Annotated in this window: 22 protein-coding genes; 15 read left to right on the forward strand and 7 right to left on the reverse strand. The window is 66.7% G+C overall.

Going from position 1 to position 19228, the window contains the following annotated elements; all coding sequences use genetic code 11:
- Window positions 1-12: 12 nt before the first annotated feature.
- Window positions 13-750, reverse strand: a complete 738-nt coding sequence (locus ACZYZF_RS10335) for a maleate cis-trans isomerase family protein (protein WP_463744979.1) — start codon at window positions 748-750, stop codon at window positions 13-15.
- Window positions 751-827: 77 nt separating this feature from the next.
- Here ACZYZF_RS10335 and ACZYZF_RS10340 point away from each other — a divergent pair, with 77 nt between their 5' ends.
- The 3 genes from ACZYZF_RS10340 to ACZYZF_RS10350 are packed head-to-tail and all read left to right on the forward strand — an operon-like array spanning window position 828 to window position 3729.
- Window positions 828-1811, forward strand: a complete 984-nt coding sequence (locus ACZYZF_RS10340) for a D-2-hydroxyacid dehydrogenase (protein ID WP_463835566.1) — start codon at window positions 828-830, stop codon at window positions 1809-1811.
- A 5-nt stretch (window positions 1812-1816) separates the two neighbouring features.
- Window positions 1817-3217, forward strand: a complete 1401-nt coding sequence (locus ACZYZF_RS10345) for an amidase (RefSeq protein WP_463835873.1) — start codon at window positions 1817-1819, stop codon at window positions 3215-3217.
- Window positions 3214-3729: a DUF3830 family protein gene (locus ACZYZF_RS10350; RefSeq protein ID WP_463835568.1), complete on the forward strand. Its 516-nt coding sequence runs from the start codon at window positions 3214-3216 to the stop codon at window positions 3727-3729. Before ACZYZF_RS10345 ends, ACZYZF_RS10350 begins: the two co-directional genes overlap by 4 nt.
- Here the strand turns inward: ACZYZF_RS10350 and ACZYZF_RS10355 are convergent.
- Genes ACZYZF_RS10355 through ACZYZF_RS10370 form a run of 4 tightly spaced genes read right to left on the reverse strand, consistent with a single transcriptional unit; the run spans window position 3705 to window position 7382 of the window.
- Window positions 3705-4625, reverse strand: coding sequence for a class I SAM-dependent methyltransferase (locus ACZYZF_RS10355; protein WP_463835569.1), 921 nt, complete (start codon window positions 4623-4625; stop codon window positions 3705-3707). The two genes, ACZYZF_RS10350 and ACZYZF_RS10355, sit on opposite strands and share 25 nt — an antisense overlap.
- Before the next feature lie 14 nt (window positions 4626-4639).
- Window positions 4640-5545, reverse strand: a complete 906-nt coding sequence (locus ACZYZF_RS10360; protein ID WP_463835571.1) for a class I SAM-dependent methyltransferase — start codon at window positions 5543-5545, stop codon at window positions 4640-4642.
- Window positions 5546-5552: 7 nt separating this feature from the next.
- Complete coding sequence (locus ACZYZF_RS10365; protein ID WP_463835572.1) at window positions 5553-6455, reverse strand: class I SAM-dependent methyltransferase; 903 nt, start codon at window positions 6453-6455, stop codon at window positions 5553-5555.
- Window positions 6456-6467: 12 nt separating this feature from the next.
- Complete coding sequence (locus tag ACZYZF_RS10370; protein ID WP_463744972.1) at window positions 6468-7382, reverse strand: class I SAM-dependent methyltransferase; 915 nt, start codon at window positions 7380-7382, stop codon at window positions 6468-6470.
- 310 nt (window positions 7383-7692) lie between these two features.
- Here ACZYZF_RS10370 and secY point away from each other — a divergent pair, with 310 nt between their 5' ends.
- The 5 genes from secY (at window position 7693) to ACZYZF_RS10395 (ending at window position 11730) form a co-directional block, all read left to right on the forward strand.
- Window positions 7693-9018 (forward strand): preprotein translocase subunit SecY, encoded by a 1326-nt coding sequence (gene secY / locus ACZYZF_RS10375; protein ID WP_463744971.1) that lies wholly within the window; start codon window positions 7693-7695, stop codon window positions 9016-9018.
- Entirely contained in the window at window positions 9015-9560 is a 546-nt protein-coding gene (locus ACZYZF_RS10380; RefSeq protein WP_358020960.1) for an adenylate kinase, read from the forward strand. The genes secY and ACZYZF_RS10380 overlap by 4 nt, the downstream gene beginning before the upstream one ends.
- On the forward strand, window positions 9557-10354 hold the full coding sequence (map, locus tag ACZYZF_RS10385; protein ID WP_463835574.1) for a type I methionyl aminopeptidase: 798 nt from the start codon (window positions 9557-9559) through the stop codon (window positions 10352-10354). The genes ACZYZF_RS10380 and map overlap by 4 nt, the downstream gene beginning before the upstream one ends.
- 114 nt (window positions 10355-10468) lie before the next feature.
- Window positions 10469-10999 carry a sigma-70 family RNA polymerase sigma factor gene (locus ACZYZF_RS10390; RefSeq protein ID WP_358020954.1) on the forward strand — a complete coding sequence of 177 codons (531 nt, stop codon included), beginning with the start codon at window positions 10469-10471 and terminating at the stop codon, window positions 10997-10999.
- The gene (locus tag ACZYZF_RS10395) at window positions 10996-11730 is read left to right on the forward strand and encodes an anti-sigma factor family protein (RefSeq protein ID WP_463744969.1); all 735 of its coding nucleotides are present in this window, start codon (window positions 10996-10998) and stop codon (window positions 11728-11730) included. The genes ACZYZF_RS10390 and ACZYZF_RS10395 overlap by 4 nt, the downstream gene beginning before the upstream one ends.
- Before the next feature lie 11 nt (window positions 11731-11741).
- Here ACZYZF_RS10395 and ACZYZF_RS10400 read toward each other — a convergent pair whose 3' ends face one another.
- Window positions 11742-12386, reverse strand: a complete 645-nt coding sequence (locus ACZYZF_RS10400; protein ID WP_463744968.1) for a class I SAM-dependent methyltransferase — start codon at window positions 12384-12386, stop codon at window positions 11742-11744.
- Window positions 12387-12567: 181 nt separating this feature from the next.
- On the opposite strand from ACZYZF_RS10400, the gene ACZYZF_RS10405 reads away from it, so the two are divergent.
- The 6 genes from ACZYZF_RS10405 to ACZYZF_RS10430 all read left to right on the forward strand — a co-directional run bounded on the left by ACZYZF_RS10405 (window position 12568) and on the right by ACZYZF_RS10430 (window position 18177).
- Window positions 12568-14361: a thiamine pyrophosphate-binding protein gene (locus ACZYZF_RS10405; protein WP_463835575.1), complete on the forward strand. Its 1794-nt coding sequence runs from the start codon at window positions 12568-12570 to the stop codon at window positions 14359-14361.
- Window positions 14342-15022: an SRPBCC family protein gene (locus ACZYZF_RS10410; RefSeq protein WP_463835576.1), complete on the forward strand. Its 681-nt coding sequence runs from the start codon at window positions 14342-14344 to the stop codon at window positions 15020-15022. Before ACZYZF_RS10405 ends, ACZYZF_RS10410 begins: the two co-directional genes overlap by 20 nt.
- A gap of 9 nt (window positions 15023-15031) precedes the next feature.
- Window positions 15032-16069 (forward strand): 3-oxoacyl-ACP synthase III family protein, encoded by a 1038-nt coding sequence (locus ACZYZF_RS10415; protein WP_463835577.1) that lies wholly within the window; start codon window positions 15032-15034, stop codon window positions 16067-16069.
- On the forward strand, window positions 16069-17100 hold the full coding sequence (locus ACZYZF_RS10420) for a pyridoxal phosphate-dependent aminotransferase (protein WP_463835578.1): 1032 nt from the start codon (window positions 16069-16071) through the stop codon (window positions 17098-17100). The genes ACZYZF_RS10415 and ACZYZF_RS10420 overlap by 1 nt, the downstream gene beginning before the upstream one ends.
- A gap of 72 nt (window positions 17101-17172) precedes the next feature.
- Window positions 17173-17676 (forward strand): MarR family winged helix-turn-helix transcriptional regulator, encoded by a 504-nt coding sequence (locus tag ACZYZF_RS10425; protein WP_463835579.1) that lies wholly within the window; start codon window positions 17173-17175, stop codon window positions 17674-17676.
- A 63-nt stretch (window positions 17677-17739) separates the two neighbouring features.
- Window positions 17740-18177, forward strand: a complete 438-nt coding sequence (locus ACZYZF_RS10430) for a hypothetical protein (protein WP_463835580.1) — start codon at window positions 17740-17742, stop codon at window positions 18175-18177.
- Here ACZYZF_RS10430 and ACZYZF_RS10435 read toward each other — a convergent pair.
- The gene (locus ACZYZF_RS10435; protein ID WP_463835582.1) at window positions 18174-18557 is read right to left on the reverse strand and encodes a nitroreductase family deazaflavin-dependent oxidoreductase; all 384 of its coding nucleotides are present in this window, start codon (window positions 18555-18557) and stop codon (window positions 18174-18176) included. The two genes, ACZYZF_RS10430 and ACZYZF_RS10435, sit on opposite strands and share 4 nt — an antisense overlap.
- An 86-nt stretch (window positions 18558-18643) precedes the next feature.
- On the opposite strand from ACZYZF_RS10435, the gene ACZYZF_RS10440 reads away from it, so the two are divergent.
- A complete protein-coding gene (locus tag ACZYZF_RS10440) occupies window positions 18644-19225 on the forward strand; it encodes a TetR/AcrR family transcriptional regulator (RefSeq protein ID WP_463835584.1) in 582 nt (193 codons plus the stop codon).
- Window positions 19226-19228: the final 3 nt, after the last annotated feature.

Raw genomic sequence — 19228 nt, forward strand, 5'->3', positions numbered from 1 at the left:
TCTGCTACGTGTTCAGGTTTCCAGCAGCCGTTGACCGGCACCGACGGCCTTGCGGCCCGCGACGGCCAGGGCCGCCCACATGGTGACCTGGTTGGCGGTGACGACGGGCTTGTCGAGTTCGCGCTCCAGGCGGGCGATCAGATCGTAGGTAGGCAGATTCGTGCAACTGATGACGATGGCCTGCGCGTCGGAACAGTCTGTGGCGCAAACCAACTCGGCTGTCGTCTCGTAGGGGACCGACCAGATCCGCGAGGTCATACCCAGGCCTGCGGTCGCGGCCACCTCGATACCGGCCTCCATCAGGTACGTGGTCAGCCCGCTGGTCAGGTCGGTGGTGTAGGGGGTGACGGTGGCGACGGTCCGCACTCCGAGGTGCCGGAGTGCGGCGAGCATGGAGCCGCTGGTGGTCACCGCAGCCGGGGCGCCGGCGGCACGCATCGCCGCGACCAGGGCGGCCTCGCCGGCCATTCCCTTGACGAAGCTTCCCGCGGTACACGCATACGCCGTGACCAGTGGCGACACTGCCAGTACGTTCGCCGCACCGGCCTCGACCTGCTCGGGTTCGGAGACATGCACCGCCATGTCGACGGTCACCGGAAGCGGCGCGTACCGCAACCGGGTGACGTAGAGGCTGACGTCATCGGGCACCCAGCGCCACAGTTCGCGGTCGAGGGCGAAGTCATACGGCGTCACGACACCTATCCCCACCTGCTGCAACGGTGGGGGAGGAACGAGATCCTCGAGCGTCATGTCCACAGTGTGAGGCCGCAAGGGCGAACCGGCAACAGATTGTTGACAATCCTACGAAGGCGCCTAGCCTCGGAACGGTGCCGCCCAAAGCTGCCCGACCGGTGATCGCGGTGCTGTGCGAGCGTGAGACCGACCGGGTGCCGGGATTGGACTGTGTGGACGCGGAGTTCCGCTACTGCGACGCCGATGGGCTGGGCCAGGCTGTCAAGGGTGCGCAGGCGCTGCTGCTGTGGGACTACTTCTCCACCGCACTTCGTGAGGTCTGGACCCATGCGGATGCGCTGGAGTGGATTCACGTCGCGGCAGCCGGTGTCGACACACTGCTGTTCGACCAGCTGCGGGAATCCGACGTCGTGGTCACCAACGCCCGCGGCGTATTCGACCGTCCCATAGCCGAATACGTGCTCGGCGCGGTGCTGGCCCATGCCAAGGGGAGCCTGGCCAGCCTGGACTTCCAACGTCGGCATGAGTGGCGTTACCGCGAGACCCGCAGCATCGCAGGCGCGCACGCACTGGTGGTCGGAACGGGCGGCATCGGCCGCGAGATCGCGCGTCTGCTTCGGGTGGCCGGACTGTCCGTGCGCGGCGTCGGGCGGGCGGCCGCCGACGGGGATCCGGATTTCGGAACGATCGTTGCCGCCACCGACCTGGCTACGACGGTCGGCTGGTGCGATCACCTGGTGCTTGCCGCCCCACTCACCCCGGCGACGCGAGGTCTGGTCGACGCGGCGGTGCTCAAGGCGATGAAACCCGATGCGCACCTTGTCAATATCGCGCGGGGGCCGATCGTCGACGAGGACGCGCTGCTCGCCGCGCTGACCGAACGCCGCATCGGCGGAGCCACCCTCGACGTGCTCAGCATCGAGCCGTTGCCCGCCGGACACCCGTTGTGGGACGCGCCGGGCGCCGTCATCACCGCGCACATGTCCGGCGACGTCGTAGGGTTCCGCGACACCCTGGCCGCTCAGTTCGCCGACAATGCGCGGCGCTGGCTGGCTGGGCAGCCGCTACTCAACGTGGTCGACAAGTTGCTGGGTTACGTACCGGGGGGCCCGAGGTGACGATCATGCAGGCGGTCGAGCTGCTTGAGGCCTACCGCGCCAAGACGCTGTCCCCGGTGGAGGCGACCGAGGCCGCCCTGTCGGCCATCGACCGCCACGATCACGCGGTCAACGCGTTCGTCCTGGTCGACTCCGACGGCGCGGTCGCCGCCGCGCGTGAGTCCGAGAAGCGTTGGTATGACGGGTGTCCGCTCGGCCCGGCCGATGGCATTCCGACCTCGATCAAGGATGCGCTGTGGACGCGCGGTTGGCCGACACTGCGTGGCAGCTGGCTCATCGACGAGGCGGGTCCGTGGGCCGAGGATGCGCCCAGCGTGGCGCGTCTGCGGGAGTCCGGTGCGGTGCTCCTCGGCAAGACCACCACACCGGAGTACTCGTGGAAAGGGGTGACCGATTCGCCGCGTTACGGGGTGACGGGAAATCCGTGGGACACCGCGGTGACTGCAGGTGGGTCGAGCGGTGGCAGTGCCGCGGCAGTGGCACTCGGTATGGGTGCGTGGTCGGTCGGCACCGACGGCGGTGGTTCGGTGCGCATCCCCGCGGCGTTCACCGGCACCGTCGCGATCAAGCCGACCTACGGTCTGATCCCGCTGTATCCGCCGAGCCCGTTCGGCACGCTCTCGCACGCCGGCCCGATGGCCACGACGGTGGCCGACGTTGCCGCGCTGCTCGACGTGATCACGGGATTCGACGCGCGTGACTGGTCGGCACTGCCTTCTCCGCGTTCGTCTTTCAAGTCTGCCCTCGGGCACTCGATCGCAGGGCTGCGGGTCGCTTTCTCGCCGAACCTCGGCTACGGCACCAACGACCCGGAGGTGGACATTGCGGTGCGTGCGGCGGTGGAGGTACTCGCGGCGGTGGGGGCGCACGTCGAGGAGGTCGACCCAGGCTTCGCCGATCCGGTGCACGCCTTCCACGTGCTGTGGTTCTCCGGCGAGGCAAAGGTGTTGGAGGGCAAGCTGAGTGGATCGGACGCCGGACGTGTCGATCCCGGCCTGCGGCGCACGGCCGAAACCGGGGCGGCCTTCACCGCGTCGGACTATCTGGACGCGATGGCCGTCCGGATGACACTCGGAGAACTGATGGGAAGGTTCCACCAGACCTACGACATCCTGGTCACCCCGACTCTGCCGCTGGCCGCCTTCGCGGTCGGCCGGGACGTGCCCGACGGCTCGTCATCGCCCGACTGGACGAGTTGGACGCCCTACACCTACCCGTTCAATCTGACCCAGCAGCCCGCACTTTCGGTGCCGTGCGGGTTCAGCTCGGGCGGCCTGCCCATCGGACTACAGATCGTCGGTCCCCGGCACGGGGATGCGGTGGTGCTTCGGGTGGGGGACTCTTACCAGAGCGCCACGGACTGGCACCGCAGGGTGCCGGCGATGCTCACCGAGGAGGTTGCATGAGCCGATTGATCACCGTTTCGCTGGACACGCGTGGAGTCAGCTGCGTTGCCCGGTTGCTCGATGAGGCAGCACCGCGAACGTGTGCCGCCGTGTGGGATGCCCTACCATTGGCGGCGCAGGTGTTTCACGGCAAGTATGCACGTAACGAGATCTACACTCTGCTCCCGGCATTCGGTGCCGACCCTGGTAAAGAGAACACCACCGTCACGCCGATACCAGGCGATCTGTGCTGGTTCTCCTTCGACTCCGACGATCTGGGCAACCCCGCGTACGGATACGAGAACAGCACGGGCACCGGGACCACCGGCGCGATCGTCGACCTCGCGCTGTTCTACGGTCGCAACAATCTACTGATCAACGGAGACCAGGGTTGGGTGCCCGGCAACGTCTTCGGCGAGATCGTCGACGGACTGGAGGACATGGCCGCCGCCTGCCAGGACTTGTGGATGGGCGGAGCCAGAGGCGAGACGCTGCGCTTCGCCCGAGCTCAGCCCAACGTTCCGCTGATGTAGACGATTTCGCCCATCGGATCGTTCTCGTCACGGTCGGGGACGGGCAGCCCGTGGCGGACGAACAGCTCCGCGCGAGCGGCTCCGGACATCTTCCAGCCCTTGGGGCCCAGATAGTCGGCGGCCGAATGTCTTTCGCCGTGGTAGATCAGCGACGGCATGTCCATGTGCAGACCCATCTGGCTGAACACCGCGGTGGCCGCCTGAGCCTTTTCCAGGTCGAAATCCTTGAGCCCGGGCACGAACTCGGTGGCCACCATGCTGCCGGGCACGCTGAGTGCGGTGATGTTGTCGAACAACCGGTCCTGCGCTTCGGGCGGCAGATAGATCAACAGACCCTCGGCGCACCACGCGGTCGGTGCGGACGGATCGAATCCCGCTGCCTTCAGGGCGGCCGGCCAGTCGTTACGCAGGTCGATCGGCACCGTGCGTCGCTCCGCCGTCGGCTCCGCGCCCAGGTCGGCCAGCGTGCGAGTTTTGAACTCGATCACCTCGGGCTGGTCGATCTCGTAGACCACCGTGCCTTCGGGCCAGGGCAGCCGGTAGGCACGCGAGTCCAGACCGGAGGCCAGGATCACCGCCTGCCGGATACCGGTGCGGCACGCGCTCAGAAAGAAGTCATCGAAGAACCGTGTGCGCACGGCCATCTCGTCGATGTTGGAGCGAGCCCGCTCGGCCGCATCCGGTGCGAGTTCGGCCAGCGCATCCAGACTCAGCTCACCGTCGACCATCTTGGTGAACACCTCGATACCCACCGCGCGCACCAACGGCGCAGCGAACGGGTCGTCGATCAGCCCGTGCGCATCCTGGCTGGCGATCGCCCGCCCGGTCGCCACCAGCGTCGCGGTGGCGCCGACGCTGGAGGCCAGATCCCAACTGTCGTCATCGGTACGTGCCATCGTGCGGGCCTTCCTTATTTCGATGTCTTGCGCGTTGCCGACAGATAACCAGAATCGCCGGCGATCTCGTCAAGTTCCTCGGGATAGGCGAAACCGTGCGATTCGTAGGCGGCCCGGGTGGGCTGCACCGTGACGTCCCACCCTTGTGCGGAGAGGTGATCGCGGGCCGATGTCCGGTCGCCTGAGTAGAACAGGTCCAGCAGATCCACGTCGGTGCCGACCTTCTTGGACCATTCACTGACCCGAGCCGACCAGTCCTTCGACATTGCGGCGGTGTCCATGTGTTCGGTGGCCAGCCGGCTGCCCGGCGCGCTGAGCGCGGTGATGTTGTCGAACAGCCGGTCCTGGGCCTCCGGCGGCAGGTAGATCAGCAGACCTTCGGCAATCCAGGCGGTCGGGACGGCTGGATCGAAGCCGTTGGCGCGCAGGGCTGCCGGCCAGTCATCGCGAAGATCGACCGCGACGGTGTGAAGTTCGGCGGCCGGCTGGGCCCCGAGATCGGTCAGCGTGCGGGTCTTGAACTCCAAGACCGCGGGCTGGTCCACCTCGAACACCACGCTGTCGGCCGGCCAGGGTAGCCGGTAACTGCGGGTGTCGAGACCGGAGGCCAGGATCACTGCCTGTTGGATGCCCGCCGTGCCTGCCTGAGTGAAGAAGTCGTCGAAAAACCGGGTCCGGACGGCGATCTGCTCGCACATCCGCTGCCGGTCCAGCATCAGATCGCCCTCGACGCACACCTCGCCGTCGGCGAGCCGGATGCTGTGTTCCAAGCCCACGGCGCGCACCAGGGCGTCGGCGAACGGGTCGTTGATGAGCGGTTCCGGTTGTTTGGTGGCCAGCGCGCGGGATGCTGCGACACCGGTCGCGGTGGCTCCGACGCTGCTGGCCAGATCCCAGCTGTCGCCTTCGGTGCGTGTCATGGTGCTCCTAGTCTCGTACGGCGATGACGGCCTGCGAATTACGTTGCGGTGCAGCGGCTTCTCCGGAGGGGAACTCGCGACCGTATTCGGCGAACAGTTCGGGCCGCGTCTGTGCCGTCACCGACCATCCGCTGCCGGAGAGATATTCGGTGACCGAGTTGCGCTCGCCGTCGTACCAGAGGTTGGCCAGGTCGAGGTCCAAGCCGTGTTGACGCCACTGCTCGCTCATCGCGTTGCCGCGCTCGCGCAGGTTCGCCGCGATATCGGGATGGAACTCGGTGGCGAGCCGGCTGCCCGGGGCACTGAGTGCGGTGATGTTGTCGAACAACCGGTCCTGGGCCTCCGGCGGCAGATACGCCAGCAGCCCCTCGGCGCTCCACGCGCTCGGCGCCGTCGGATCGAAGCCGGCCGCTCGCAGCGCCGCGGGCCAGTCTTCGCGCAGATCGACGGCCACGATGCGGCGCTCGGCCGCGGGCGTGGCCCCGATCTGCGTCATGGTGGCGGTCTTCGCCCCGATCACCTCGGGCTGGTCGATCTCGTAGACCACCGTGCCGTCCGGCCACGGCAGCCGGTAGGCCCGCGAGTCCAGACCGGAGGCCAGGATCACGGCCTGGCGGATACCGGTGCGGCACGCGCTCAGAAAGAAGTCGTCGAAGAACTTCGTCCGCACCGCCATGATCCCGATCATCAACTCGGCGCCGGCGGCCAACTCACCGTCGAGGGCGATCTCACCGTCGACGAGCTTGGTGAAGAACTCCACCCCGACGGCGCGCACCAGGTCCGCGGCATACGGGTCGTTGATCAGCGGCTCGGGTTCGGCGCTGGCGATTGCGCGGGCGGCGGCGACCATCGTCGCCGTCGCGCCCACGCTGGAGGCCAGATCCCAGCTGTCGGTGTCAGACCGTGCCATCACTCACCTACCTCACTTCTCGGCGCTGATGTAGAGCACCGACGCCGCGTGGGCCTCATCCTCGACCGGGGGCAGGCCCGTACGGGTGAGCAGATCGTTGGACGAGATGCCGGTCGTCTTCCAGGCATGTCCTTCCAGATACGTGGTCACGTCGGCGCGGTCGCCGAAAAAGATCAGCTCGTTGAGGTCCATGTCCAGGCCGTGCGCACGCCAGCGGTCGGTGAACTCCTTCATCTTGGCCCGAATCGTCTCTTCGTCGTTGGACTCGGTGGCGGGCACACCCTCGACGCCGAGGCGGCTGCCGGGCGCGCTGAGCGCGGTGACCTGGTCGAGCAAACGATCCTGGGCGTCGCCGGGTAGGTAGCCCAGCAACCCCTCGGCAATCCACGCTGTCGGCACCGACGGGTCGAAGCCGGCCTCGGTCAGTGCCGAGGGCCAGTCGAAACGCAGATCGATCGCCACGGTGCGGCGGTCGGTCGTCGGCTCAGCGCCCAAGCCGGCCAGGGTGGCGCTCTTGAACTCGATCACCTCGGGTTGGTCGACCTCGTAGACGACTGTGCCGGCCGGCCACGGCAGCCGGTAGGCGCGCGAGTCCAGGCCGGCCGCCAGGATCACCGCCTGCCTGATGCCGGTGCGGCACGCGCTCAGGAAGAAGTCGTCGAAGAAGCGGGTGCGGGCGGCCATGCCGTTGGCGAAACGGATCAGGCCGGTAGCCGCCTCTTCGTCGAGTCCTTCGGTGGTGAAGTTCTCGTCGGCGAGTTGGGAGAAGAAGTCCATCCCGACGGCGCGAACCAGGGGAGCGGCGAAGGGGTCGTCGATCACCGGGTCATCGGAGTTGGTGGCCATTGCGCGCGCTGCCGCGACCATCGTCGCCGTGGCACCCACGCTGGATGCGAGATCCCACGAGTCGTCAGCGGTCCGAGCCATGAATTCCCCTTTGTTCAGTGAAAATCAACGTGTTAGTTAGGTGAGGTAATGAGCTGTCGCCGACTGTACGCTCCGATTCTGAAGAGCGGCTCTGCTCCGCAGCCGGGCCCTACAGGGACGGATCGGAGAGGGGGTGCGGGTGCGCGCAGGGGTCCTATCCGACTCAACTGTTACTCTCGTAGACTGATTTGACGACTGAGTCCGCAGGCTGCGCGCTTGCAGGGCGGTCGTACACGACTTGACCATCGACGCTGGCTCCACCAGCCCCATTGGCACGCCGCGCTTAAAGGTCGGCTGCGCAGGAGGAAGAGTGCTTTCGGCTTTCATCTCATCGCTGCGGACGGCCGACCTCAGACGCAAGATCCTTTTCACGTTGGGCCTGGTGATCCTGTACCGGGCCGGCGCGTCGATCCCGTCTCCGGGGGTTAACTACCCGAACGTCCAGAAGTGCATCGAGCAGGTCAGCGGCGGAGATTCGGCGCAGATCTACTCGTTGATCAACCTGTTCTCGGGTGGCGCGCTGCTGCAGCTGACAGTGTTCGCAGTGGGCGTCATGCCCTACATCACCGCCAGCATCATCGTGCAGCTGTTGGTCGTGGTGATCCCGCGATTCGAACAGTTGCAGAAGGAGGGCCAGGCCGGTCAGGCCAAGATGACGCAGTACACGCGTTATCTGTCGATCGCGCTGGCCGTCCTGCAGGCCACCAGCATCGTGGCGCTTGCCGCCAACGGCGGCCTGCTGCAGGGCTGCAGCCTCGACATCATCCAGGACAGCTCGATCTTCGGTCTGATCGTCATCGTGCTCGTGCTGACCGCAGGCGCGGCACTGGTGATGTGGATGGGCGAACTGATCACCGAGCGCGGCATCGGCAACGGCATGTCCCTGCTGATCTTCGCCGGCATCGCGGCCCGGATCCCGTCCGAAGGCCAGACCATCCTGGAGAGCCGTGGCGGACTGGTGTTCACCGCCGTGGTCGCCGCGACCCTGGCCATCATCGTGGGCGTGGTGTTCGTCGAGCAGGGCCAGCGCCGCATCCCGGTCCAGTACGCCAAGCGCATGGTGGGCCGCAAGATGTACGGCGGCACCTCCACCTACCTGCCGCTCAAGGTCAACCAGGCCGGCGTCATCCCGGTGATCTTCGCGTCGTCGCTGATCTACATCCCGCACCTGATCACCCAGTTGATCCAGAGCGGCAGCTCCAACCCGGGTACCGGATGGTGGGACAAGTTTGTCGCCGACTATCTGACCAATCCGGCGGATCCGGTGTACATCGCGCTCTACTTCGGCCTGATCATCTTCTTCACGTACTTCTACGTGTCGATCACCTTCAACCCCGACGAGCGCGCCGACGAGATGAAGAAGTTCGGCGGATTCATCCCGGGCATCCGGCCCGGCAAACCGACCGCGGACTATCTGCGGTATGTGCTCAGCCGGATCACCCTGCCCGGCTCGATCTACCTCGGTGTGATCGCCGTTCTGCCCAACTTGTTCCTGCAGATCGGAAACACGGGCTCGGTACAGAATCTGCCGTTCGGCGGTACCGCGGTGCTGATCATGATCGGTGTCGGCCTGGATACCGTCAAACAGATCGAGAGCCAGCTCATGCAACGCAACTACGAAGGGTTCCTGAAGTGAGAGTCGTTCTACTCGGACCGCCCGGGGCGGGCAAAGGCACGCAGGCGGAGAAGCTGTCCGAGAAGCTCGGCATCCCGCAAATCTCCACCGGGGATCTCTTCCGCAAGAACATCGGTGACGGCACTCCGCTCGGCCTGGAGGCCAAGCGCTACCTGGACGCCGGCGATCTGGTGCCGGCCGAGCTGACGAACCGCCTCGTCGAGGACCGTATCGATCAGGCCGACGCTGCCGACGGATTCATTCTCGACGGGTATCCGCGCTCGGTCGAGCAGGCCGGGGCGCTCAAGGACATGCTTGCCGCACGTAACCACAAGCTGGACGCGGTGGTGGAGTTCCAGGTGTCCGAGGACGAGCTGCTGACCCGGCTCAAGGGCCGGGGCCGCGCGGACGACACCGACGAGGTCATTCGCAACCGCATGAAGGTCTACCGCGACGAGACCGAGCCGCTGCTGGAGTACTACCGCGACGACCTGAAGACCGTGGATGCGGTGGGCGCCCTCGACGAGGTGTTCGCCCGCGCATTGCACGCACTGGGTAAGTGATCAGATTGCCGGGGTTGCGTAAGCGCAAGGTCGTTGCGCAGCGCAGCGCCGGAGAGCTGGACGCCATGGCCGTGGCCGGGGCGCTCGTCGCCTCGGCGCTGCGGGCCGTCCGGGCGGCTGCCGCCCCCGGTGTGTCCACCCTCGAACTGGATCAGATCGCCGAATCCGTCATCCGTGACGGTGGCGGCACCCCGTCGTTCCTGGGCTACCACGGATTCCCGGCCAGTATCTGCGCGTCGGTCAATGACCGTGTGGTGCACGGCATTCCGACCGCCGACGAGGTGCTGGCCGCTGGAGACCTGGTGTCCATCGACTGCGGCGCGATCGTCGACGGCTGGCACGGCGACTCGGCGGTCACCTTCGGGGTCGGCGCGATCATCGCGGCCGACGAAGCCCTTTCTGCGGCAACGAAATCGGCGATGGAGGCCGGCATCGCCGCGATGCTGCCCGGAAATCGCCTCACCGATGTCTCGCACGCGATCGAGGTCGAGACCCACGCGGCCGAAGCCCGCCACGACCGCAGATACGGGATCGTCGACGGCTACGGCGGCCACGGCATCGGCAGGCAGATGCACATGGACCCGTTCCTGCCCAACGAAGGCTCGCCCGGGCGCGGCCCGTACCTGGAGCCTGGCTCGGTACTGGCGATCGAGCCCATGCTCACCCTGGGCACGACCGAGACGGTGATCCTCGACGACGAGTGGACCGTCGTCACCGCCGACGGGACCCGCGCGGCGCACTGGGAGCACACGGTCGCCGTCACCGAAGACGGCCCCCGAATCCTCACTCAGTAATTAACGCCAGCAATCAATACTCGAATCGCGCACAGGTGCTGGTGTAAGCCCACGCGCAAAGGTAGTAATTGAACCGGATCGCCTCCAACGTCGTATCACAGACGGAGGTAGGGAATGGATGATCCGGAGGCCGCCATGATGCGGGTGCTCTACGACGAGCATGCTGCAGCTCTATGGCGCTACGCGCTTCGACTCACGGGTGACCGTGCCCGGGCCGAGGACGTGGTGCAGGAAACGCTGCTGCGTGCCTGGCGGCACCCTGACGTCACCGCCGACACCGACCGTTCGGCACGGGCGTGGTTGTTTACCGTGGCCCGAAACATGATCATTGATGAACGTCGGAGTGCCCGTTTTCGGAACGAAACCGGGGTTTCCGACCCCGAACAGGTGGCAGACCATTCCAAGGCCGCCGCCGCGACCCCCGACCAAGTGGACAACGCGTTGGACCGAATCCTGCTGAGCACGGCGCTGAGCCAACTTTCCGACGAACACCGGGCGGTGGTCCGCCGGGCGTACTACCAGGGCTGGACAACCGGGCAGATTGCCAACGATCTGCAGATACCCGAGGGCACCGTGAAATCGCGGCTGCACTACGCGGTACGCGCGCTGAGACTGAATTTGCAGGAGATGGGGGTGACACGATGACACTGTTCGGTGTGCCGCACGTTCCTGATCCGCCTGCGCTCGACAAGTACCGGACCTGGGATGCGGCCTATGTGCTTGGCTCGCTGGAAAGCGGCGAACGACGCGAGTACGAGGCTCATCTGGAGGGCTGCGCGCAGTGCCGTTCCGCGGTGGCCGAGTTGACCGGGATGCCCGCTCTGCTGGCCATGCTCGAGCTCGACGACGTACTTGCCCTCGAATCCGAACAGCCCGATCCGCCGCTGCGGCCCGAGGTGCTGCAGTCCGTGCTGGCCAAGGTCAGCTGGGGCCGGCGGCGTTCGCGCTGGGTGACCACGGCCGCCGTGGGTGTGGCCGCTGCCCTGCTGGCACTGGGTGTGTTGGTCGGCGTTCGTCCCGAAGTGTTCGGCCTGCACAGTGGCTCCGAGCAGCAGAGTGCGGAGATGCTGGCGATGCGCAAGGTCTCCGATACACCCATCAACGCCAGCATCGCGATGACCGGTTACTCCTGGGGTACCCGCATCGACATGGCCTGCAGTTACGGGAGCTGGGGCAAGCAGGACGCACCCCCGCAGAACCTCGGCATGGTGGTGATCGGCCGCGACGGCAGTCGCGACGAGATCGCGACGTGGCTGGGCCTGTCCGGGGCCACCGCACTGCCCAGCGGCAATACCCAGATGCCGATGACGGATATCGCTGCGGTGCAACTGGTTACGTCCCCCGAAGGCAAGGTGCTCCTCGAGAAGCAGCTCTGAGTCCCGCTGCGTCAGCTTCCCTTGTGTGCGCTCAGCAGGAAGCCCGGCATCGTGATGTGGCCGGCACCGTCGCTCTCGACACCGGGTACTGACGCCGGGCCGTCGGCCGGACCGTCGTTGGCGTACAGCTTGGCCGGGCGAATCTCGTCCACGGTCCAACAGTCGGCGACGGTGTCACGCAACTCGTCGGCGGTGAAGCCGTTGGGGCCGGGCGCGTGGTCGCCGAAGGGCCTTGTCGCAAAGGCCAGGATGTACAGCCGTGCATCCGGGGCCGCGGCTCGGTGGACGGCCTGGATGTAGGGCCGGCGGCCGTCGATCGGGAGCGCGTGCAGAAGGCCGCTGTCGAGCACGGTGTTGAACCTGCCGTCGTAGCCGGTGAACGATGTCATATCGGCCTGCGCGAAACTCGCTGTGGTCAAACCACGTTCGGCTGCGACAGCGGTCGCCGCTGCGACCGCTGTCGGACTGGAATCCAGTCCGACAACGGTGTAACCCTGCTCCGCCAGTGCGAGCGAGAGTGCGGCGTGCCCGCACCCGGAGTCGAGAACCTCGCCGTGCACCTTGCCCTGCTCGATGAGTCGGGCAAGCTCGGGTTGCGGGGCGCCGATGCTCCACGGCGGCGGGGTTTCCTGCCGATACGCGTCGTCCCAGTCCATGTCCTCCACTATGCCCAGTCTTGCAACCTTGCGCCGAAACCGCATTCCGGCGGGTGGCTGCTCGCACTTCTCCTGCTGGAATGCGGTTTCGGCCGGGCGGTGATCGAACTGATCTTGATCGTGGGTGAACCGATGCTGCCCACGTGTCGTGTCACTGGCAGAGCACGGAAGTAGGTGACACATGGTCGAGGCACACAGGGTGGTGGACCACATCGTCGGATATCTGGCCGCGGCCGGGGTCTCGCACATCTTCGGTGTGGACGGCGCCAACATCGAGGATCTCTACGATGCCGCGTACTTTCGTGACGACATCACCGCGGTGCTGGCCAAGCATGAATTCTCGGCTGCCACGATGGCGGACGGGTACAGCCGCAGCGGCGCCGGGATCGGCGTGGTGGCGGCGACGTCCGGCGGCGGCTGCCTGAACACCGTGCCCGGCCTGGCCGAATCGCTGGCCAGCCGCGTTCCGGTGTTGGCCCTGATCGGGCAGGCACCGACCACGCTCGACGGCAGAGGCGCCTTCCAGGACACCAGCGGGGCCAACGGGAGTCTGGATGCGCAGGCCCTCTTCTCGGCGGTCTCGGTGTACTGCCGCCGGGTGCTCACGCCCACCGACATCCTCACCGCGCTGCCCGAGGCGCTGGCGGCTGCCCATCGTGGCGGACCCGCGGTTCTGTTGCTGCCCAAGGATATCCAGCAGGCCGAGGTGGGGGCGCCCGTCGCGACCGCAGGCCGGGGGAATGGACGCGCCACCCGGACCGTCGAGAGGACCGTCGACAGGACCGTCGACAGGACCGTCGACAGGACCGTCGCGGGCGGTCCCGGCAATTCCGATCCGCAGATACTCGAGCAGGCGTTGCGCGACGCCGACGGGCCGATCACGATCATCGCCGGTGAGCAGGTCGCCCGTGACGACGCCCGCGCCGAACTGGAACGTCTTCGAGCCACGCTGCGTGCGCGGGTGGCGACGGTGCCCGATGCCAAAGACGTGGCCGGCATCCCGGGATTCGGCTCGTCCTCCGCACTGGGGGTGGCCGGGGTGATGGGGCATCCCGGGGTGGCTGTCGCCGCAAGTCAGAGCGCGTTGTGCCTGCTGGTCGGAACCCGTATGACGGTGACCGCACGGGCGGGTCTCGACGCGGCGCTGGGCAAGGTGGCGACCTACTCGATCGGGGCACAGGTGCCCTATCCGTCGTGCACCCACATCCACGCCGAGGACCTACGGGAATCGTTGACGCATCTGGCCCGCGCGTTGTCCGGGGCAGGTCGGCCGACCCTGGTTCGGGTGCCCGACCACTCGCCGCGCACCGAACTGCGGCCGCCGGTCCATGACGGTCCAGGTATCCGGTACCGCGACGCGATGGCAGCGCTCGACGCGGCCCTGACCGACGGCACCGACATCGTCGTGGACGCCGGCAACGTGGGGGCCTCGGCGATCCACTACCTGCCCGCCCGGCGGGACGGGCGCTTCATGGTGGCGCTCGGAATGGGCGGTATGGGCTACAGCTTCGGCGCCGGGATCGGGATGACGTTTCACCGGGCCGCCGGGGGCACCGCCCGGCGCACCGTGGTGGTTGCCGGTGACGGCTCATTCTTCATGCACGGCATGGAGATTCACACCGCGGTGCAGTACCGGCTGCCGATCACCTTCGTACTGTTCGACAATCACGCGCACGCGATGTGCGTCACCCGTGAGCAGCTGTTCTACGAGGACCGCTACTCCTACAACAGGTTCGGCCCGAGCCGGCTGGGTGCCGGGCTGGCCGCGATGTTCCCCGGCCTACCCGCCTACGACGTCGCCGACGTCCGCCAATTGCCCCAAGCGCTGGGCATGGCCCTCGACAACGACGGACCATCGGTGCTCAGCATCGAGTGTTCGGCCGACGAAATCCCGCCTTTCGCAGCATTTCTCGCCACCAATGGCGCCACTTCCGATACGAAGGAGAACAGGTCTCATGTCACTGCCCGCGCTTGAAGACATCACGGTCCACCGGGGCACCCGTAACCCGATGGACGGACTCATCCGGATCGAGACCTCACCCAAGGAGCAGGCCACTCCGATCATCATGGACATGATGCGGTCGGTTTACCCGCACGACCAGGTGTTCGGTCAGTACTGCACGGTCAACGACTACATCGAGTGCCCGCCCGACGAGTTGTTCGACTACCTGTCCGATACCCGCTGCCTGGAGGAGTGGACCTATAGCCTGCGTGGTTTCACCCCGACGGAGGAGCCCGGGCTGTGGCTGGCGCATGACCGGCTCGGTGCCGGGCCGTCGGGCCCGGGAAGTGCGATCTACACCCGCACCGTGGCGAACCGCGACGCGCTGACCGTTGATTACCACTGCGCGTGGGACCAGGGCAAGCACCTGTGGATGATCTATCTGATGCGCATCGTCGATGCACAGGTTGTCTTCGACAAGCCGGGTTCGGTTGTGCTGTGGACGAATTGCCATCATCCGTTCTACGACGAGAACCCCTACCCGGAGACCGCGCCCCCGGCGCGACCGGTCTGGGTGGGCGATTTCTGGGACATGTTCGGTCCCGGCCATCTGTTGGAGCTGCGAAACCTCAAGGCAATCGCCGAATACCGGCACCGCAACGGCCTGCCGGTCACCCCGGCCTGGATGAAGTGAGGTCCGCTGATGACCGAGAACACTCCCGTCAGCCTCATCGACGTGTCGACGTATCTGCCCGGTGACCCGATCAGTGCCGACTACTACGCGGGGTTCGCCGAAACCGACGAGCTGGCCGAGAATGTGATGTTCCGGGCGCCGCGGTTCCGTCATCACGTCGGGCCCGACGAAACCGCGATCGACATGGTGGAGCGGGCCGCCGCCGGGTTGATCGAACGGCACGGTGCGGATGTCATCACCGCTGCCGATGTCTTGATCACCCACACGCAGCTGCCCGACATGCCGTTCTATGGTGGCGGTGCCGGCATGGCGCACCGGCTGGGCATGAAGCCCAACTGGGTGATCGACCTGCACAACGGCGGCTGTGCCGCGTTCGTGCTGGGGCTCAAGGTGGCCCGCACCCTGTTGAGTTCGGGGGAGGGCCGGACCGCGGTGATCGCCATCGCCCAGAATTCGGCAGGCCAGGTGTTCGATCAGGAGACCATCCGGCGCAAGGCGCAGGCGGCGGTTCCCGGCGACGGGGCCGCGGTGGGGCTGGTGACGCTGTCCGACCAGTCGCCGATCCTCGACATCGAGTGCCGCACCTACGGCGAGTACGCCGGGGATATGACGGTTGTCATGGACCCGCCGCGCAAATGGTGGCAGGCCGGCCCGGGGGAGGCCTGCATCGGGTTCACCGAGAGCAAGATCACCAAGGTGCTGGCCAGGGGAAACCGGCAGGTCCCCGAGGTGTCCTATGCCGTCTGCGACCGGATCGGTGTGCAGCCCAAGGATATCGACCTGTTCGTGACCAATCAGCCCAACCGGGTGTTCCTGCGGAACTGGCGCGAGGCCCTGGAGTTGCCGCCCGAGCGCCACGTCGACACCTTTGAGGAATGCGGAAACCTCTTCGCCGCAGGCATACCCGTGAACCTCGACCGGGCCGTCACCGGCGGGCGGGTGAAGGCCGGCGATACCGTGCTGATGGCCGCCTTCGCCCACGCCGGTGACTTCGCCGGGGCCGCCGCCGTGCGGTGGGGCGGCCGCGGCGACTCGAGGAACGTGTGATGGTGGCTCCTCGCGCGGCCCTTCTCGACGCCGTCGGTGCGCTGCCGCAGGCGGTCAACCCGTTGGCACTGTCGCTCAACGAATGCCCTTTTCCACCATTGCCTGCAGTGCGTTCGGCATTGCGGGCGTGCGATGAGGCCGCCAACCGGTATCCGGAATTCCTGCCGCAGCGGTTGCGTTCGCTGATCGCCGATCACGATGGGATCGCCGAGGAACAGGTGATCGTCGGCCCCGGTGCGACCGGTGTGATCATGCAGGTGCTGCATGCGGTGACCAGTCCTGGTGACACCTTGGTGATGGCGGCACCCAACTTCGACGGTTACCCGATCTTCGCGCAGATGGCGCGGTTACGGACGGTCACCGTTCCGCTCGACGCACACGGCCGGCACGATCTCGACGCGATGGCCGAGGCCGCGGTACCGGCGAAAGTCGTGGTGCTCTGCCGACCGCACAATCCGACGGGCACCATCGAGCCGGCCGTCGAGATCGAGCGGTTCCTGACCCGGTTGCCCACCGACACCGTCGTCCTGCTGGACGAGGCGTACGTGGAGTTCCTGGCCGCCGAGCAGCGCATCGACGGGCCGAGCCTGGTCGCCCGATTCGGCAATGTCGTGGTGGTACGGACGTTTTCGAAGGCCTACGGTCTGGCCGGGTTGCGGATCGGCTACGGGTTCTGCGCTCCCGACCTCGCTCGCGAGCTGTGGCGGATGCAGTTGCCGTTCGGGATCGGGCTCAGTGCCCAGGTGGCGGTCGCAGCATCCTATTCTGCGGAAAATCAACTGCGCCAACGTATCCGGATGATTGCCTCGGAAAGGCGCTATCTACAGATGCGGTTACGAGCGCTCGGCGTCTACAGCACCGACGGGCAGGCCAACTTCCTGTTTCTCCCCGGCAAGCCCACGCCGTGGCCCGAGGTGTTCGACGGCACCGGGCTGCAATTGCGTCACTACACCGACGGTGCGGTGCGGATCACCATCGGTTCACGGCAGTCCACCCGGGCAGTGTTGAACGCGGTGACCGCCGCCGGTTGAGGCTCGGCGGGCCGAACCACAGATTGCGCGCGGAATGCGCGGGGCGTGCGCGGTGATGCGGTAAGAAGAGGCGTGACCTCGCCACCGGACAAGCGTGACCCGATCGCGCAGGCCCGCGCGAACTGGGAGGCCGCAGGCTGGGGTGACGTGGCCGGCGGCATGGTCGCGGTGACGTCGGTGATGCGCGCCCACCAGATCTTGCTGGCCCGGGTGGAGACCGCGTTGCGGCCATACGATCTGAGTTTCTCGCGGTTCGAACTGCTGCGCCTGCTGGCCTTCAGCCGTGCCGGTGCATTGCCGATCACCAAGGCTTCCGATCGCCTTCAGGTCCACGTCACCAGCGTCACGCACGCGATCCGGCGCCTGGAAGCCAACGGTCTGGTGGAACGCGTCCCACACCCCACCGATGGGCGCACCACGCTGGTGCGCATCACAGAACTCGGGCGATCGACGGTCGAGGACGCCACGGTGACCTTGAACGAGCAGGTCTTCGCCGATGTCGGGATGTCGGAGGAGCAGTCACGAGCCCTGGTCGCGTCGATCGAGACCCTGCGCCGACACTCCGGTGATTTCTGAGGCCGGTTTCTGGCCCACCCGCCTGACCCCCACTACCGTTGAACGCAGTTGAGGGGAGTACGGATGAACGCCAAGCGAGCGGGTGCGGCGCTCGGCGCCGTCGCTGTCGTGTTGATGGCTGCCTGCAGTACCACGACCACCGGGGTGGCAACCGCCCCCGATGACGTCACGCCGTTCACGGCGACGTCGAAGGCGCCCAAGCGAACTCCCACGAAGAGCCCCAAACCGACCGCCGGGTCACCGCGTGGTTCGGCGGGGTTGCCGCCGGAAGCGTTCGCCGAGGTCCGCGCCGCCGGCATCGAGGGTTCGGACAATGCCATCGGGGATCAGCTGATGATGGCCTGCATCATGGCCGGCGGCAGCTTCAACAAGACCAAGCAGGATGTCGTCAACGTGCTGACCCAGATGGGCAGCAAGCTCCCACCCGACGCGCTCATGACGATCGTGGATGTGGCCCTCAAGTACGAGTGTCCCGAACTCGCCGGGAAGCTCGGCGGCTAATCCGCGAACCGGAGGCTGAGGAACTCCGGCGCCTTGATCACCCGGCGCAGCATGAAGCGGATGAACGCGGGCATGTCCGTGGCCTTGGCGTCGTGGTACACCTCGGGTGCGGTCAGCCGGTAGGTGCGGCGCCGCGCTTCCAGTTCGCACCCGCCGGCGGCCAGCACATTGCGCACCCAGTCGGCCTGTGAGCCGTAGGTCAGTGCGATGACGTAGCCGTGCTCTCGTCGAAACGCCCACAGCGGAGTCCGGAAGGTCCGGCCGGACTTGCGTCCCCGGTGGATGACAACTGCCCACCCCGGCGCCCACGGGGCGATGAACCGGGTGAGCTTGTTCAGGCCGAGCTTGTTGGCATGTGCGACCCAGCGTGGAGCGGGCATCGAATAACTCCTCATTTGTGGAATTAATGATTTCGAGGGTAATCCCGGGCCCGTCAAGAAGTCAACGACTGTAGAATTTCGGCACTATGCCGCCACGTGGACGACGACCGGGACAGCCTGGGACCCGTGACGAGCTGGTGGCCACCGCCCGGCGGATGTTCGCCGATGGTGGCTACGACAAGACCTCCCTGCGCGACATCGCGACGGCAGCGGGGGTGGACCCGGCCCTGATCCGGCACTACTTCGGCAGCAAGGCCGACCTGTTCCGGGTCACTGTCGGCTGGCCGTTCGACCCCGAACAATTCAGCGCGCGGATCCTCGACGACGGTCCCGCCGACCTGGCTCAACGGCTGACCGAGGTCTTCTTCGAGTTCTGGGAGCATCCCGATACCCGCTCGCCCCTGTTGGCGATCCTGCGTGGAGCCGCCACCCATGAGGAATCGGCGGCCCTGGTCCGTCAGTTCATCGAGCAGCGGCTCTACCCACAGATCGCGACAGCCCTGCACGGTGCCGATGCCGAACTACGGGTGGACCTGGCCATGGGTCAACTGTTGGGCATCGCCTATCTGCGCCACATCCTGCGAATCGAGCCGATCGCATCGCAATCGACCGAGGAGCTGGTCGCCCGCACGGTGCCCGTTGTCCGGGCGCACCTCCAGGAAAGCTGAGGA

The sequence above is a fragment of the Mycobacterium sp. IDUB_24 genome (assembly GCF_055419385.1).